We start from the raw sequence: 15,693 nt of genomic DNA, 5'->3' as shown, positions 1-15,693 counted from the left end.
TGCCAGCGCTCGCGTCGCATGAGAGGTGGTTCCGGCAATCTGAACAGCCGGGCAGCGCTCTACCACGCTCAGGCGGCTCTTTGTGCAGGAGCGCATCGCACCGGCACTGCTTCCCGGGCAGCGCAAGGCCTGGGTCCCGGTCTCCATCGGACCCGCCTGACCTCTGCGCCGCTGGCCGGGCCGCTGACTGACCACGCCGCGTTTGACGCGATGCAAAAGCGCATTGTCGCCGCCGCCGCGCCTGGTGGCCAGGTGACCGGCGGCGCGCGGGGGCGTGTCGAAGGCGATGCCACCTTCTGGATCCGCCCGGCGCCGATCGAAATGCCTTTGGCGCGGGGTTCTCTTCATCGATCTTCACCACCGGTCTGCCCGAGACAGAGCAGCGCCCCTCGGCGGCGGGCGCGAAAGCGGCCCGGACGCGTGCAGCGGAGTATGCGGCGCAAGACCAATACGATCAATTACCCCAACAGGCTGCCGCAGGGCCAGGGCGTGGTTTCGACACTGCCTGTGCGCCTCGCGCGCCGCTCATCGAGATTTGCACTGCTGTTCGTGCCGCATTGGGGTAAACTCGGCGGCAAGGCAGAAGCCGGGGGGAAGATGTCAGGGAACAGGCGGCGCGCCATGACAGGTCAGCTATGACGGAACAGGGCCTCTCTGCGCCCCAGAGGGCTTTGCTTGCCGAAGCACAATCCGCGCCGGGCGGGATCCTGTCGCTGAAAGACGATCCGCGTGGCGAAGAGGTGGTCGCCCTGGCCGAACGGCTGACCGATCTTGGCCTGTTGCGCATCGTCACCGCGCGGCGCTACCGGCTGAGCGATGCGGGCCGGGCCGCGCTTGAGGTGAAAGCGGGCCAACGCCGCGCCGCCCGCAGCCAGCCTGCCGCACCTGCGGCGGATGCCGAAGCCGGAAAACCACCGGGATTCTGGGCCCGGCTGTTTGGGGGCAAAAGCTGATTTCCGTCCCGCGAAGGGCTCAGCCCGCCAAACCCGGCTGAACCGGGCCGGAGGGCAACAGCAATTCCACCTCCAGGCCGCCGCCTGCCCGGTTCCTCAGCACCATCGTGCCGCCATGCGCCGCGACGATCTTGCGGGTGATCGCGAGGCCGAGGCCAATGCCGCCGGTCTCGCGTGAACGGCTTTCCTCGCCGCGGACGAAAGGGTGCAATACATCGGCAAGCCGGTTCTGCGGGATCCCCGGGCCACGATCGCTGACCGTAATCACCGCCCCGCCCCGGCTCCGGTCAAGGCTCACCCGGGCCGAGCCCGCATAGCGCTGCGCATTGTCGATCAGATTGCCAACGGCGCGGCGGATCGCCACCTCCTGCACCGGAGCGATCACCGGCTCATGCGCCGCGAGATGTACCCCCGCCCCCGCGCAAAGATCGGCCAGCACCTCGCGCAGATCGGTCTCGCGGCGCTCTTCTTCCGGCCCGGCCCCGGTGGTGTAGCGCAGGATATCATCGGTCATCACCGTCATATCTTCGAGGATGCGGATCATCGGCAGGCGCAGCGCATCCTCATCTACCCCTTCGACACGCAACCGCAGGCTGGTGATCGGCGTGCGCAGGTCATGGCCGACTGACGCCAGCATCCGTCGCCGGTCCTCTTCAAATGCGGCGATCTGGCTTTGCATCGTGTTGAACGACGTCGCCGCATCGCGGATCTCACGCGGGCCGGTTTCGGTCAGGCGCACCGAATGATCCCCCCGCCCTGCTGCCAGCGACGCAGCGGCCAGCTTTTGCAGCGGGCGCGTCATCTGGTTCAGGAAGAAAAGCCCGATCGCCAGGGCCACCGAAAGCGAGGCGATCAGCGGGATGAAAAACGTCGATTTCTGCCGCCAGACATTCGAGAGTCCCAGCGGATAGACCAGTGAATTGAGCCATTCCCCCTGACGCACGCCCTTGGCCAGCTGGACCGAGATGATCAGAAGCGCCGGGCTGCGCAGGTCGGCGCTTTGCCGGGTGACGGGCCGGGCCACCAGGATCACATGGTTCGGCAGCGCACGGCGGATCTCATCGGCGATATCACCCAGCTCATCCCCTGCATTGCGGGTCAGCGGGTCAGGTTCGATGGAAAAACGGGTATAGCCGGTCATCGAGCGGGTGACGATCGCCTCGCCGGTCTCGCGGTCGGTCTCTTCAATCGTGTCGATCAGCGCGACGAGACGGCCCATATCATGCTGCACCCGGATCGCCTGGTCAAAGGCCGACCCTTCCTGCGCCAGAAGCCAGGCGGCGGCGACATTGCAAAACAGCAGCGAGGCAATCAGCAAAAGCGCGAAACGGCCATGGATGCTGTCAGGAAGACGAAGCCGCATATCTCAGCCGTCCGGCCGGACATCGTCCACGATCCGGTAGCCGCCACCCCAGTCGGTCAGGAGGATCTTCGGCGCCCGCGCATTGTCCCCAAGCTTGCGCCGCAGCCGGAAAATGCAATTGTCGGCGGCACGCATCGTCGTCGTATCCCCCTTTCGGCTGATCAGCTTTGCGATGTCCTCGCGGCTCAGGACGCCGCCCGCATGATCAAGCAGCGCCTCAAGCAGCCGGTTCTCGCCCGAGGTCAGCCCGACCTCGGCCCCGTCGGGCAGCAGCACCGCCTGTAGCTGAGGATCATGCACGATCCCGGCAAAACGCCGTCTTTCCCGCGCCGGCCCGGGTTTTGCGAGGCTGCCCCGCCGCAAAACGGCATGAATGCGCGACAACAGCTCGCGCGGATTAAAGGGTTTGGTCACATAATCATCAGCGCCCAGATCGAGGCCCCGGATCTTATTGGCGTCACTGTGCAGCGCCGTCAGCATGATCACCGGAATGCGCGCCCCGGTGCTGCTGTTCATCAGCGCGCGGTAAAAACTTAACCCGTCTTCGCCCGGCATCATCAGATCAAGGATGATGAGGCTGATCGTTTCATCGTGCAAAACCGCCCGCGCCTCATCCGCCGATGCGGCGCCAACCGCTTCCACCCCGTTCTTCGCGAGATAGTGGCAAAGCGGATCGCGGATATCGGCGGCGTCATCGACCACCAGCAGTTTCGGTATGGATGTCTTCTGCATTCGCCAGGGGCCCCCGGAGCCTCGGCTTCCGGAATGATGTCCAGGAGATTCCTCCGACCGGAGCCAAACCCATAGTAAACCCGACCACCGGCCCGGACAACGTGGCGAGGTTGTCACATTCCTGACTGAATTTCCAGGACAATCCCGGCGAAACCCGTCAGCCAGAGACAGTTCGCGACAGTTCTGTCGCAAACGGCTTGCCCCGCCCGGGTGTCGCGGCATGAACCGGGCCAAAGCCCGCATTCAGCCAGCCAGAAACCCCGATTCCACGGAGTCTTGTGATGCAGTCCCATTCATCGCGCCTTGCATCCTGCACGGCGCTGTTTCTGCTGCTTTCCACCGGTTTTTCGGTGACCCCGGCCCTTGCCCAGTCGGGCACGGAAGAGGACGAGGCGGTCGAACTTGGCACCATCGTTCTCTCGGCCGAAGACCAGATCAAACAGGCGCTCGGCGTCTCGACCATCACCGCCGAAGATCTGGCAAAAACCCCGGTGATGAATGACATCTCGGAAGTCGTGCGCAAGATGCCGGGCGTCAACCTGACAGGGGCCTCGGCGTCCGGGCAGCGCGGCAACCAGCGCCAGATCGACCTGCGCGGCATGGGGCCGGAAAACACCCTGATCCTGATCGACGGCAAACCGGTCAATTCGCGCAATGCGGTCAAGATGGGCCGCAATGGCGAGCGCGACACCCGGGGCGATTCCAACTGGGTTCCGGCAGAGCTGATCGAGCGGATCGAAGTCATTCGCGGCCCGGCGGCAGCGCGCTACGGCTCGGGTGCTTCGGGCGGTGTGGTCAATATCGTGACCAAACGCCCTGACAGTTTTACCGGTCAGGTCGGGCTGCATTACACCGCGCCCAATAACAGCAAGGAAGGCGACAGCTATCGCGGCTCCTTCATGCTGGCAGGGCCGGTGGGCGAGAGGCTCAGCCTGCGGATCTTCGGCGGCTATAACAAGACCAATGGTGATGCGGCCGATCTCAACCCGCCGACCGCGACCGGCGGGACACCTCTGGCCGGTAAAGAAGGTGTTTCGAATAAGGATATCGGCGCGCTGGCCACCTGGAAGGTCGCCGAGAACCACGAGCTGGATTTCGAGATGAATTTCTCGCGCCAGGGCAATAAATTCGCCGGCGACTCGCAGCTTGGCAGCTGGCCGGCGAACTCGGCCACCCAGCCCCATATCGTCGAGGATTACCTGGGGCTTATCGGCACCGAAACCAATAAGATGTACCGCCGTACCTTCGCGATCACCCATCGCGGCGACTATGATTTCGGCACGTCGAACAGCTTTATCCAGCTGGAAAACACCACCAATACGCGGCTTTGTGAAGGCGTCGCCGGAGCAGGCGAGGGCCGGATCAGCTATTGTGCCGATGCCGATGGCGATGGCATCAATGACAGCTTTGCCTTCCGCACCATCACGCTGGAGAACATCACCGCCAAGTCGGAATGGATCCTGCCGATGCATCTTTTCGGCCGTGGCGCGACGGTGACGCTGGGCGGTGAATTCCGCCGTGAAAAGATCGACGATCCGGTCTCGATCGTCACCAGCCTGCCCGGCACCATCACCGACCCGACGCTGATCAACAATGCCGCCAGCCGTGACCCGGTGCTCACGATGAACCGCATCGGGCTTTATGCCGAAGCGAATATCGAATGGTCGGACAATCTGATCATCACCCCCGGCCTGCGCTACGACTATTCCAGCGATTTTGGCGGCAATGCCTCGCCCAGCCTGAATGCTGAATACCGTTTCAGTGATGAATGGAAGATGAAGCTCGGCATCGCCCGCGCCTTCAAGACGCCGAACGTGTTCCAGCTGAACCCGGGCTATGTCTATACGACCAACGGCAATGGCTGCCCCTGGGTCAATGGTGTGCGTCTGACCGGCCCCTGTTTTGTGGTCGGCAATCCCGATCTTGACCCCGAAATCAGCGTCAACAAGGAAATCGGTTTCGCCTATGAGGGCGATAACGGCATCAATGCCAGCCTGACCTATTTCCACAATGACTATAAGAACAAGATCCAGTCGGGCCAGATCCAGGAAAACCCCGGCGCCACCACCAACCGCCTGTTCCGCTGGGAAAACACCGGGCCGGCTGTGGTCGAGGGGATCGAGGGCAATTTTGCCACCCGGCTCAGCGACACGATCTCGCTGAACACCAATGTCACCTATATGATCGACTCGAAGATCAAATCGACCGGCCAGCCGCTTTCGCTGGTCCCCGATTACACGATCAATGCCACGCTTGACTGGCAGGCCCGTGACGATCTGGGCTTCTCGCTCGGCGCCACCCATTACGGCCCGATCCAGCCTTCGGCGATCAGCTCTGTGTCCAATGCGGTCACCACCGACCCCAATGAGCGCGGCGGCTACACCCTGTTCAATATCGGCATGAACTGGGATGTCACCGAGACCGCCCGCATGACCGCCGGTGTGACCAACCTCCTGGACAAGAAAATCTACCGCACCGAGACCAGCGGTGGGTCGAACACCTTCAACGAGCCCGGCCGTGCCTTCTATGTCGGCCTGACCAAATCCTTCTGAGCGATGCAAATGTCCCGGCCGGATAATCCGGCCGGGCACCCTCTTGTCAGAAAGAAACATCATGTTTTCCAAAGCATTCCGCCCGCTTCTCAGCGCCTCGACCCTTGCGATTCTGCTGGCCGGCCCGGTCTCAGCCGATAGCGTCTTCACCCCGGTCCGGGATTTCCAGGGCCGCGTCAGCGCCGCCAGCTCCGAGCGCGGCGCACCGGTCTATACTGGCAGCAAGGTCACCATTTCGGGCGAAGGGCTGATCCCCGATCAGGAAATCACCCTGATGCGCGGCCCCAATGTCCTGAACGCCGACGGCCCGCTGCTGGTCGATGCCGAAGGCGCATTCAGCTTTGAGCTTGACGTCGATGCCGATGCCGCAACCGGGTTGCAGCCGATCCTGGTCATTGCCGAGAAGCCCGCCGCCGCCGAGGTGGTGACGCTGAAAATCTCGCCCGAAGTGCCGCTCTCGGGCGCGGATAAATTCACCATCGCCAATGGTCCGGTGACGCGCGGCCTCTATCAGGTGGCCTATTCGAAAGCCTCGGATGCGGTGTTCGTGACCTCGGCGGTCGGCCGCCCGCCGGTCAGACAATCGGCGCTGACCAAGCTCGATGCCAATACGCTGGAACAGCTGGCCCAGGTCACACCCGAAGCAGCGCCCGCGCGTGAAAATGGCGAAGATGCCGGGCTTTTTGCGGTTTACGGCGTGGGTGTGGATGATGTGAATGGCAACGTCTGGGTCACAAACACCCGGCAGGACACCATTTCGGTCTATAAGCAATCCGACCTTTCGCTGGTCCGGCAATTCGCGCCGGGCTCGGTCAACCATGCCCGCGATGTGGTGATCGACGAGGCGAATGGCCGGGCCTATGCCTCGGCCACCCGCACCGGCAATATCGAAGTGTTCGACACCGCAACGCTGGAGAAGCTGGCACCGATCACCATCACTTCGGGCGAGCGCGGCGGCGCATGGTCGGCGATGGCGCTGGATATCGACCCGACCTCGGGCATCCTGGTCAATGTTTCGATGAGCACCAATGAGCTTGCCGTGATCGATCTGAAATCGGGCGATGTCAAAGTGATCGCGCTGCCCGGGGCCAAAGGCGCCGCTGGTGTGGCCTATGACGCGGCCCAGGGCCTTGCCTTCGTTGTCTCGCAGCAATCGGACAATGTGCTGGTGGTCGATGTCGCCAAAGGCGAGGTGATCCATGATGTGGCGGTCGGCGCGCAGCCGCTGAACGTCACCTATGACGCGGTCTCGAAAGCCGCCTATATCGCCAATCGCGGCGCGGGCACGATCACTGTGGTCAATGGACAGGGCGAAATCCTCGCCAATCTGGACGCCGGCAACGCGACCAACCAGCTCCGCGCCGATGGCCAGGGCCGGATCTGGGCGGTGAACAAGGCGCGCGGCGAAGACGATCCGACCGGCGACAATCTCTGGCGCCTGACGCCGGCGCAATAATACCGCAAGAACAACGGCGCCCCGGCTGTGGTCGGGGCGCCGCATCGCGGCTGCCAGATCTGCAATGGCTCTTGGATTTTTGCAAAACCTGTTGCAAAATGCTGGCGGGAGACCTCCGCATGACCGATATGACGCCGCCGAAAGACTATGAAGAGCTGATCCGCCTCATCCATGAGCGCCATGATCAGATGAGCAAGACCTATCAGCGGATCTCGGTTTTCCTGACCCAGAACCCCAATGAGGTCGCGGTGCAATCGGTCAATGCGATTGCCGAGCGCTGTGGCATCCATGCGTCCAGCTTTGTGCGCTTTGCCCAGGCCCTGGGATATAAGGGCTTTAAAGAGCTGCAGGCGCTGTTCCAGCGCCGCCTTGCAACCGCTGCGCCGGGGTTCGAGGCCCGGGTCAAGCTGCTGGAAACCGAGCTGCACACCTCGGGCGGGCGCTCAGAGCTGAGCTTCCTCAGCGATCTGGTGGTGCGCGATATCGCCTCATTGCAGGAAATGCTGAACGATATCCGCCAGGAAGATCTGGTCCAGGCCGCGACCCTCTTCCAGGAGGCCGAGACGGTCTACCTTGTGGGTCAGATGCGCTCGCTCCCGGTGGTGGAGCTGATGCGCTACCAGCTGACCATGATCGGCAAACGCTGCATCCTCCTCGATTCCGCAGGCGGTCTTTCGACCTATGTCGCCCGCACCATGGGGCCGAAGGATGTTCTGATGGCAGTCTCGTTCCGGTTCTATGCGAAAGAGGTCGTGTCCATCGTCGAAGAGGCGGGCGCGCGCGGAGTGGGGATCGTGGCGATCTCGGACAGCACGCTGTCACCACTGGCGAAATCGGCGACCGTGCTGTTTCCGGTGCCGGAACATGATTACACCTTCTCGCGCTCGCTGGCGGCGCCAATGTGTCTGGCGCAGGCGCTGACGGTCGCGGTGGCAGCGCGGGTGCAGCAAAATGTCGAGGCGCCCCGTATTCCGACCGTGACCGGGACTTAAATCCCCGCGATCCCGTCCCAGATCAGCTTGACCGCGACCAGGGCGACCGAGACATAGGTCAGCTGATAGAAGATATCGGCCCGCATCCGCCGGACGGCCCAGGCCCCTGCCCAGGTCGAGACAACCGCAAGCGGCAAAAGCAGCGCCGAGGCGGTGAGGTTTTCGGCCCCGAACTGGCCAAGCGCGAAATAGGGGATCAGTTTCAGCGCATTGGTGATCGCGAAGAACATCACCAAAGTGCCGGTGTAAAGCTTCGGATCCAGCTTCAGCGGCATCATATAGATCTGCAATGGCGGCGCACCGGCATGGGCGACAAAGCTGGTATAGCCCGCGATCGCGGCCCAGAACTGCGCCTGGGCCGGGCGCTGACCGCGCGGCTGCACCTCGCGCCGCATCAGATGCTGCGCGAGGACGCGCAGCACGAAAGCGGCAGACACCACGCCCACAATCAGCCGCACCACGGCATCCGAGACCATCTCGGCGGTGAACCAGCCAATGCCGATCCCCGCCAGCGCCCCGGGCATCAAAAGCGCAATCAGCCGCCAGTCGACCCATTTGCGCCAGCTCGCGACGCTGACCACATCCATCACCACCAGCACCGGCAGCAGGATCGCGGCCGCCGTCACCGGCGACATCACCATCGCCATGATCGGCACGCCCAGAAGGCTCATGCCGCCAAGACCACCCTTTGACAGCCCGACAAGGATCACCGCGATCAGGGTGGCGATCAGCGCGGCAGGCGTGTCAAGGATCGGCATTTCGTCACCATATCAAAAGCCTGGCCCGGCGCGGGGGAACGCCGGGCCATCATGTGACCAGGGAGCGGGCCACATGAAAGCGGCGGATCAGTCGCGATCCGCCATCTGGGTCCAGATGCCGCCCGCCTCATGGCTGTCGGCGCAGGCTTCGACAAAATCCATGCCTCTGAGCCCGTCTGCGACACCGGAGAGCCTGGTCGAGGCCTGACCCAGATCGCGCCCTGAGCGGCGGGCGGCAATCACGATCCCGGCCTCGGCGTAAAGATTGGCCCAGGCATCGGTCAGCGTCTCGCCATGGCCGCGCGGCAGATGGATCAGAGCTTCGGCTGCCGGGCGGATGCCCTGGGCGGCACCCCTGCGGAAGATACGCTCTTCGGCCTCGGCAGGGGTGAAACGCAGCTCTTCGGGCTTTTCCTGATCCCAGTCCAGCGCGCCCTTGTCGCCCCAGACCCGGATCCGCAGCGCGCAATATTGCCCCACCGCCGCATTGGAAAGCTGCATCGTCGCGGGCGCACCATTGCTGAGCTTCAGCCCGATATGGGCGGTATCCGGCTGCGGTTTCGCGCCGCCACAGGTGAACATATCGGCACGCAGACTGGCCACGTCGAGGCCCGTCACGCTGTGCAGCAGGTGATAGGCATGGGTCCCGATATCGCCCACGATCGAGCTGCGGCCCACCCGTTTGGGATCCTGCCGCCAGGGCGCGCCACTCTCGGGCTGCGCCGCCAGGTTCCAGTCCTGGAGATATTCGACATGTACCTGGGCGATGCGGCCTAGCGCCCCTTCATCGACCAAAGCGCGGGCCTGCCGCACCATGGCGTGATGCGAGAACGGATAGGTCATAGTCAGGCTGACGCCGGTCTTTTGCTGCACTGCCACCAGCGCCTCGGCATCCGGCAGCATCGCCGTCATCGGCTTATCCAGGATCACGTCGATCCCGGCCTCGAGAAAGGCAATCGCCACCGCCGCATGGCTGTCATTCGGGGTGCAGATCGCCACCGCGTCGATCCCGTCAGGGCGGGCGGCCTCGGCCCGCGCCATTTCGCGGTAATCGGTATAGCTGCGATCCGCCGGGATCACCCAGTCGGCGGCTGAGAGCGCCGCAGTGTCGGGGCGGGAAGACAGTGCCCCGGCCACGACATCGAAATGGTTCGAAAGCCGCGCGCCCGAGAAATGCCAGCTGCCCACAAGCCCGCCCCGCCCGCCGCCCACAAAGCCAAGGCGAAGGCGCCGCCCCAGAGGGGGCTGACGCAGATTGCTTCTGTCCGTAAAGCTCATCGCTTTTCCTTAAATCGTGCCGCCCAGCGAGGATTCCAGCTCGGCCAGCTCCTGCCCGCCCGCCATCATATCCTGGAGGCGCGCAGCATCGACATCGCCCTTGGTCGCGGTGCCCAAAGTCTGGCCCCGGTTCAGCACGGTGAAACGATCCCCCACCGCCATGGCATGGCGCACGTTATGGGTGATGAACACAACGCCGATGCCCTGCTTCCTGACCCGGTCGATGGTGCCCAGCACATTCGCGGTCTGGCGCACGCCCAGAGCCGAGGTCGGCTCGTCAAGGATCAGCACTTTCGCCCCGAAATAGACGGCGCGGGCAATGGCGACGGTCTGGCGTTCGCCCCCGGAAAGGGTGCCCACCGCCTGATCCGGGCCGCGCAGGTTGATCCCCATCTTCTTCATCTCGGACATGGTGACCTCTTCGGCCTTTTTCATATCGAGATTGCGGAAGGGCCAGATGCCTTTCTCGGGCTCACGCCCCATCCAGAAGTTGCGCACCACCGACATCAGCGGGATCATCGCGAGATCCTGGTAGACGGTGGCGATGCCCGCCCCCATAGCGTCACGCGGGGATTCAAAGGTGACGGGTTTCCCCTCGATCACCATCGTGCCCGAAGAGGGCCGGTGAACCCCCGACATCGTCTTGATGAAGGTCGATTTCCCGGCGCCGTTATCGCCCAGCAGGCAATGGCATTCACCCGCCTTCACATCAAAGGACACCCCGTTCAGCGCGATTACATGGCCGAAGTTCTTCTTGATATTGCGCATTTCCACGATTGGAGTCGTCATCAGCGTTCTCCCGTGATGATGCGGCGGATATAGGTGTTCATGATCACGGCGACCAAAAGGATGGCGCCAAGGAAGACCCGGAACAGCGAGCTTTCGGCATTGGCAAAGAACAGGCCCTGTTGCACGACCCCGAAGATCACAGCGCCCAAAGCCGCGCCGATCACCGATCCATAGCCGCCGGTCAGAAGCGCGCCCCCGATCACCACGCAGATGATTGCCTCGAATTCTTTCAGCATCCCGCGGTCAGCTGCGGCCGAGCCGAATTCCATCACCTGGCAGGTGGCGAAGACCGTGGCGCAGAAGGCCGAGAACATGAACATCGAGATTTTCACCCGGTTCACCGGCACACCGACATAGCGCGCGGCCTGGGCGTCACCGCCGGCGGCAAAGATCCAGTTGCCGAACCTGGTGCGGGTCAGCAGCAGATGGCCCAGGATCACCAGCGCCAGCGCCCAGACGACCAGCATCGGGATGCCGTCAACCACCGGCTGCCCGGCACGAGAGCCCCGGGTGAAGGTCGCGATCCAGCCCGCCTCGCCCATCCAGGTGAAAAATCCGGTCAGGATCTTGCCGCCAAAAACCGGCGCAAGCCAGTCGCTTTGGGCTTTTTCACCCACGCCACCGATGATGGTCTGGCGGGTGAAATAGACCGAGCCCCAGATGGTCAGACCCCGCAGGATGAAGAGAAACGCCAGCGTCACGATGAAGGAAGGCAGCCCGGTCTTGACCACGAGCCAGCCATTCAGCGCGCCGATCAGCATGCAAAAGCCAAAGGTGAACAGGATTGCCGCCCAGAGCGGCCAGCCCATATGAACCGAGAGGATCGCCATGACCGTGCCGGAAAAGCCGATCATCGAGCCGGTCGAAAGGTCGAATTCGCCCGCGATCATCAGGAGGCAGGCGCCGACCGCGATGATCATGAACTGCGCGGAGACCACGGTCCAGTTCATGATCCCTTCGGCTTTGAACATGCCGGAATCGCCGGCAATTGCCCCGAAGAGAAGGAAGACAAGGATGGTGCCGCAAATGCCGCCCAGCTCGGGCCGGATCAGCGCGCGGCGCCAGGGCGAGACGGTTTTGACGCGCTCGTCTTTTTGAGCCTGGACGGCTTCTGTCATTTGGATAATCCCCACAGGTAAAACGGGCCGGGTGCGTTTTGGGCCCCGGCCCTGCACCAGATCAGCGATATTCGCCGGCGAGCGACTCGACGAAGTCGATATTCTCTTTGGTGACGAAGCCCGGACCCGTGAAGACCGAGTTCGACGGTGCCACGCCGTAGCGGACATAGGCGGTCAGGACCTGGATCGGCACCGAACCCTGCAGGAAAGGCTGCTGGTCAATGGCGAAATTGATGGTGCCATCCTTGATGCCCGCCGAAATTTCGGCAGAAAGGTCAAAGGTGCCGAAATAGATTTCGCCATCGAGGCCAAGTTCCTTGACCGCACGGATCGACGGCTCGGCCGAATTCGGACCAAGGGTCAGGATCGCGCCGGTATCGGGGTTTGCGGTCAGATAGGCTTTGACCTTATTCGCGACTTCCGACGGGTCCATGCCCGAGTCGATCATCTGGCTGCCAAGTTCCTGGCCGATCCCGTCCGCAAAGCCACGGCAACGTTCCACCGATTGCGGGTTGGTGATATAGTGGTTCACGCAAAGGAAGGTGGTGATCCCGGCCTCTTTCGCGCGCTGACCGGCGCCGAGACCCGCCTCATATTCCGGCTGGCCGACATGGAGCAGCGCGCCAAGCTTCTTGCTTTCCTCGACGGTGCCCGAGTTCACGGTGACGACCGGGATCCCCTTGGCGACGGCGTCCTTGATCGGGCCTTCCAGCACATTGTAATCGGCGATGGTGACAATGATACCGTCAACATCGGCGGCGGCGGCCTGCTGTACGATCCGCGCCATATCGGCAAGATCGCCGGTTGCCGGATTGCGGTATTCGGTGTTCACGCCCATCTGCTCATTGGTGATCTTGATCGCATTCTTGATCACGTTGAACCAGCTGTCGCTGTCCGGGCCATGGCTGATCCAGACGAATTGCTCGCCTTCTGCCTTTGCAGAGCTGACCATAGCGGTCACCGCAAGAACCGCCCCGATTGCGACCGATCTCAGCATTGATTTCATTGTGGTAGTCCTCCCTTTGCGGCTTCCCTCTGTGACCGCCGGAAGCCATGGCGGATTCTGGTTTGTCAGGTGTTAGGGTCGGCGTTTTGCCTCCTGCGCGTCCAGCGCCGCGTCGAGCCTTGTGGCGTCCCAGCCCTCAGACACCGCGCGCGCCAGCAGATCCTGCTGGGTTTCAGGCGCAAGACCGCCAATCGGCGGATCGGTGTCGAGATTGGTCGGGAAGGGATAGCCATCCGCCGTGGCCGCGATCACCGCATGCCGGCCCTCGGCTGACAGCGCTGCGAGATGCGGGAAAACCGCGCGGCACATGGCGGTGCGGTCGATCGCCTCCATATGGCGGGCGAATGCGCTTGCCGTCTGGATCAGGTTGACCATCCGCACGACATCGGTGGTCTTGTTCTCGCCCGCCGCATGGAACAAAGCCGGGCTGAAAAAGATCGCATCGCCCTTTTCCAGCGGCAGCTGGACATGGGCCGCCTCGAAATAGTCGCGGAATTCCGGCCGGGTCGCCGCGATATAGCCCTGCAGGAAGCGCTGCGAATGCGGCAGCAGTTTCGTGGTGCCGCTCTCGACCGGCATATCGCAATGCGCGACACCGCCTTGCAGGATCAGCGTCGGGCCGGTGGCGTGGATATGATCCGGATATTGCGCCATCTGATCCGGCGACATGAAACCGAGGTGATAGTCGCGATGCGGCGCCTGGGCCTTGCCGCCGGGGCGGACCTGGTTCACCTGGGTCGCGATCTGATAGCCCGGCCCAAGCCAGGCGCGGCAGGCAATATCAATCACCGGATTGGCCATATAGCGCGCATAAACCGCCGGATCATGCAGGCAAAGCTTTTGCAGGCTGTTCCAGATCCGGTCATTGGCACCGGCCTTGGCGAAATGATCGCCTGCCGCGACGCCGGTCTCACGCTCATGCGCGATGATGGCGCGGAACGCATCCGAGGCCGCATCAATCGCGCCCCTGTCGGCAAAGGCGTTTTTGACCACGAAAACCCCGGCGCCCTCGCCGATCACCCGCGCCCATTCGCGTGAAATCTCTGCGCTGACACGCGCGCCATCATAGATCGGAATATTCTTTTCAATGGCGATGGCCGAGGGGCAATGCTCGATGGTGGTCACCGTCTCCACCTGAGCGCGAAACTCTTCAAGACTGATCTCGGGGACCAAATCCTTCACGATGCTCTCCCTTCACCGTCGACCTGTCGGATCAGGCGGCAAGACATCAGCCGACCGTGCCGGCCCCGCGTCCTCCACGCGATGCCGGTTGTCTGCTTCTGTAAAATTGCAACCTGATTACTTTAGCAATATTGATTGCAGAAATTTGAGTGTGTCAACCTTTAATTCAGAAATCTGCCCTGATCCGAACGGATGCATCTGGCGCGCGGGCGGGGTTCTGACCTGAAAAAATGATGTATCTTTTTGGAGAATTTGAATTTTCCGACCTTACCCGAGGAAAGCCACCCGCAGGGCAGCAGCGGGGGCTTCGATTGCGGTTTTGCAATTTTCCTTGCAGAAAACCGGGCCCGGCACATCCCGGCCTTTGATTCGATCCGCCGCAAAGCCCGCTCAATCCTGCTTCCTGGCGGCAGGCTCAGGGCCCATTGCAGCCCGCCGCCGTCAGATGCTCTCGGGCAGGATCAGCCGCATTGGCAGGAAAACCTGGCCCCGGCCCTCCGCCACCGCCTCGCCCCTGACCGCCTGACGGGCGAGGGTGACCAGCGAGGCGCAGATCTCGCGCAATGGCGTGTCGATCACCAGCGAGACGATGCCCTCGGCCATCGCGCGCCTGGTGGTCTCGGTCAGTTCATTGGCGATCACGTCGATCTCGCCATGGCGGCGCTCTTCGCGCACCGCGCGGATCACGCCATTGCGCCCGCCGCCGCAGCAATAGATGCCGCAAAGCGATTTGTGCCGCGCCATCAGCGCAATTGCCGCCTCATAGGTCAGATCATCGGTGTCGAGATTGATCTGGGTATCGAGCAGGACCAGATCCGGCCGCTCACGGCGGATATAGCTGCGAAACCCGGTCTCGCGCAGCTCATGCCCATGCCAGAGCTGGCCGCCGACAAACAGCGCGAGCGCGCCCCCTGCCCCTTTCGGCACGCCCCGCGCCAGCATCGCCGCCGCCACCCGCCCGACCTTGAGATTATTGACCCCCAGACAGGCATGGCGCACCCCCTGGGCCAGGTCGGATAAAAGCGCGATCACCGGGATGCCTTTTGCACGCAGATCGGCCACCGTCTCGGTCACCCGCGGGTGATCCACCGCGACCAGGCCGATCACCTGCACTTTCGGCGCCAGCCGTTCCAGCGCGGCAACACTGGCGGCGGGGCTGGAATTGGCGGCATATTCGGTGACGATACGGAGCCGCAGGCCGGTTTCCGCAAGGGCTGCCGCCTCGGCCTCGGCCTGGAACTGGCGGTAAAATTCCGGCTCGGTCGGCAAAAGCACCAGCCCGATGGTCAGGCTTTCCTTTTCACCGATCAGGCGTTTCTCCAGCAGCGGCGCGGCGTGAAACCCCATCTCGCGGGCGACCTCAAGCACATGCATCGCCGTCGCCGGCCTGACCGTGCTGCGCCCGTTCAGCACCCGGTCGACGGTCGCGGTGGAAACCCCGGCGGCCTGGGCAAGATCGGTGATCGTCACACGTTTGCGCATCGGCAAAATCCATCAAAAACCATCATTACCCA

The 15,693-nt window shown here is 63.1% G+C and carries 14 protein-coding genes; 5 read left to right on the top strand and 9 right to left on the bottom strand.

All coding sequences use genetic code 11. The features are described from left to right. Positions 1-432 precede the first annotated feature (432 nt). Together JC607_RS01115 and JC607_RS01110 are read left to right on the top strand one after the other, a co-directional pair. Positions 433-639, top strand: a complete 207-nt coding sequence (locus JC607_RS01115) for a hypothetical protein (protein WP_198835088.1) — start codon at positions 433-435, stop codon at positions 637-639. After that, positions 636-953 (top strand): hypothetical protein, encoded by a 318-nt coding sequence (locus JC607_RS01110; protein WP_198835087.1) that lies wholly within the window; start codon positions 636-638, stop codon positions 951-953. The genes JC607_RS01115 and JC607_RS01110 overlap by 4 nt, the downstream gene beginning before the upstream one ends. A gap of 19 nt (positions 954-972) precedes the next feature. Here JC607_RS01110 and JC607_RS01105 read toward each other — a convergent pair whose 3' ends face one another. Together JC607_RS01105 and JC607_RS01100 are read right to left on the bottom strand one after the other, a co-directional pair. Further along, complete coding sequence (locus tag JC607_RS01105) at positions 973-2,316, bottom strand: ATP-binding protein (protein ID WP_198835086.1); 1,344 nt, start codon at positions 2,314-2,316, stop codon at positions 973-975. A 3-nt stretch (positions 2,317-2,319) separates the two neighbouring features. Next, positions 2,320-3,048, bottom strand: a complete 729-nt coding sequence (locus JC607_RS01100) for a response regulator transcription factor (RefSeq protein WP_198835085.1) — start codon at positions 3,046-3,048, stop codon at positions 2,320-2,322. Positions 3,049-3,329: 281 nt separating this feature from the next. Here JC607_RS01100 and JC607_RS01095 point away from each other — a divergent pair, with 281 nt between their 5' ends. The 3 genes from JC607_RS01095 (at position 3,330) to JC607_RS01085 (ending at position 8,048) form a co-directional block, all read left to right on the top strand. Beyond that, complete coding sequence (locus JC607_RS01095; RefSeq protein ID WP_198835084.1) at positions 3,330-5,600, top strand: FepA family TonB-dependent siderophore receptor; 2,271 nt, start codon at positions 3,330-3,332, stop codon at positions 5,598-5,600. Between the two features lie 61 nt (positions 5,601-5,661). Next, complete coding sequence (locus JC607_RS01090) at positions 5,662-7,056, top strand: YncE family protein (RefSeq protein ID WP_233092516.1); 1,395 nt, start codon at positions 5,662-5,664, stop codon at positions 7,054-7,056. A gap of 119 nt (positions 7,057-7,175) precedes the next feature. Next, positions 7,176-8,048: a MurR/RpiR family transcriptional regulator gene (locus tag JC607_RS01085; RefSeq protein ID WP_198835083.1), complete on the top strand. Its 873-nt coding sequence runs from the start codon at positions 7,176-7,178 to the stop codon at positions 8,046-8,048. Here the strand turns inward: JC607_RS01085 and JC607_RS01080 are convergent. The 7 genes from JC607_RS01080 to JC607_RS01050 all read right to left on the bottom strand — a co-directional run bounded on the left by JC607_RS01080 (position 8,045) and on the right by JC607_RS01050 (position 15,661). Continuing rightward, the gene (locus JC607_RS01080; protein ID WP_198835082.1) at positions 8,045-8,806 is read right to left on the bottom strand and encodes a sulfite exporter TauE/SafE family protein; all 762 of its coding nucleotides are present in this window, start codon (positions 8,804-8,806) and stop codon (positions 8,045-8,047) included. The genes JC607_RS01085 and JC607_RS01080 overlap by 4 nt on opposite strands. Positions 8,807-8,893: 87 nt before the next feature. Then, entirely contained in the window at positions 8,894-10,084 is a 1,191-nt protein-coding gene (locus tag JC607_RS01075) for a Gfo/Idh/MocA family protein (protein WP_198835081.1), read from the bottom strand. Positions 10,085-10,093: 9 nt separating this feature from the next. After that, positions 10,094-10,873, bottom strand: a complete 780-nt coding sequence (locus tag JC607_RS01070; RefSeq protein WP_198835080.1) for an ATP-binding cassette domain-containing protein — start codon at positions 10,871-10,873, stop codon at positions 10,094-10,096. Then, positions 10,873-11,991: an ABC transporter permease gene (locus JC607_RS01065; RefSeq protein ID WP_198835079.1), complete on the bottom strand. Its 1,119-nt coding sequence runs from the start codon at positions 11,989-11,991 to the stop codon at positions 10,873-10,875. The genes JC607_RS01070 and JC607_RS01065 overlap by 1 nt, the downstream gene beginning before the upstream one ends. A gap of 61 nt (positions 11,992-12,052) precedes the next feature. After that, entirely contained in the window at positions 12,053-12,997 is a 945-nt protein-coding gene (locus JC607_RS01060) for a sugar ABC transporter substrate-binding protein (protein ID WP_198835078.1), read from the bottom strand. Positions 12,998-13,069: 72 nt separating this feature from the next. After that, a complete protein-coding gene (locus tag JC607_RS01055; protein WP_370584718.1) occupies positions 13,070-14,179 on the bottom strand; it encodes a phytanoyl-CoA dioxygenase family protein in 1,110 nt (369 codons plus the stop codon). 441 nt (positions 14,180-14,620) lie between these two features. Beyond that, positions 14,621-15,661, bottom strand: coding sequence for a LacI family DNA-binding transcriptional regulator (locus JC607_RS01050; protein ID WP_198835077.1), 1,041 nt, complete (start codon positions 15,659-15,661; stop codon positions 14,621-14,623). Positions 15,662-15,693: the final 32 nt, after the last annotated feature.

Source organism: Paracoccus sp. IB05 (assembly GCF_016405985.1).
In the GTDB taxonomy this organism is placed as follows: domain Bacteria; phylum Pseudomonadota; class Alphaproteobacteria; order Rhodobacterales; family Rhodobacteraceae; genus Pseudogemmobacter.
Note: the sequence above shows the minus strand (reverse complement) of the source record. Positions and strands in the feature narration are given on the sequence as shown.

What these genes read in the sequence shown, in the direction of transcription:
- JC607_RS01115 (WP_198835088.1), top strand. Translation starts at nt 433, where the DNA reads ATGCGGCGCAAGACCAATACGATCAATTACCCCAACAGGCTGCCGCAG.
- JC607_RS01110 (WP_198835087.1), top strand. Translation starts at nt 636, where the DNA reads ATGACGGAACAGGGCCTCTCTGCGCCCCAGAGGGCTTTGCTTGCCGAA.
- JC607_RS01105 (WP_198835086.1), bottom strand. Translation starts at nt 2,316, where the DNA reads ATGCGGCTTCGTCTTCCTGACAGCATCCATGGCCGTTTCGCGCTTTTG.
- JC607_RS01100 (WP_198835085.1), bottom strand. Translation starts at nt 3,048, where the DNA reads ATGCAGAAGACATCCATACCGAAACTGCTGGTGGTCGATGACGCCGCC.
- JC607_RS01095 (WP_198835084.1), top strand. Translation starts at nt 3,330, where the DNA reads ATGCAGTCCCATTCATCGCGCCTTGCATCCTGCACGGCGCTGTTTCTG.
- JC607_RS01090 (WP_233092516.1), top strand. Translation starts at nt 5,662, where the DNA reads ATGTTTTCCAAAGCATTCCGCCCGCTTCTCAGCGCCTCGACCCTTGCG.
- JC607_RS01085 (WP_198835083.1), top strand. Translation starts at nt 7,176, where the DNA reads ATGACCGATATGACGCCGCCGAAAGACTATGAAGAGCTGATCCGCCTC.
- JC607_RS01080 (WP_198835082.1), bottom strand. Translation starts at nt 8,806, where the DNA reads ATGCCGATCCTTGACACGCCTGCCGCGCTGATCGCCACCCTGATCGCG.
- JC607_RS01075 (WP_198835081.1), bottom strand. Translation starts at nt 10,084, where the DNA reads ATGAGCTTTACGGACAGAAGCAATCTGCGTCAGCCCCCTCTGGGGCGG.
- JC607_RS01070 (WP_198835080.1), bottom strand. Translation starts at nt 10,873, where the DNA reads ATGACGACTCCAATCGTGGAAATGCGCAATATCAAGAAGAACTTCGGC.
- JC607_RS01065 (WP_198835079.1), bottom strand. Translation starts at nt 11,991, where the DNA reads ATGACAGAAGCCGTCCAGGCTCAAAAAGACGAGCGCGTCAAAACCGTC.
- JC607_RS01060 (WP_198835078.1), bottom strand. Translation starts at nt 12,997, where the DNA reads ATGAAATCAATGCTGAGATCGGTCGCAATCGGGGCGGTTCTTGCGGTG.
- JC607_RS01050 (WP_198835077.1), bottom strand. Translation starts at nt 15,661, where the DNA reads ATGCGCAAACGTGTGACGATCACCGATCTTGCCCAGGCCGCCGGGGTT.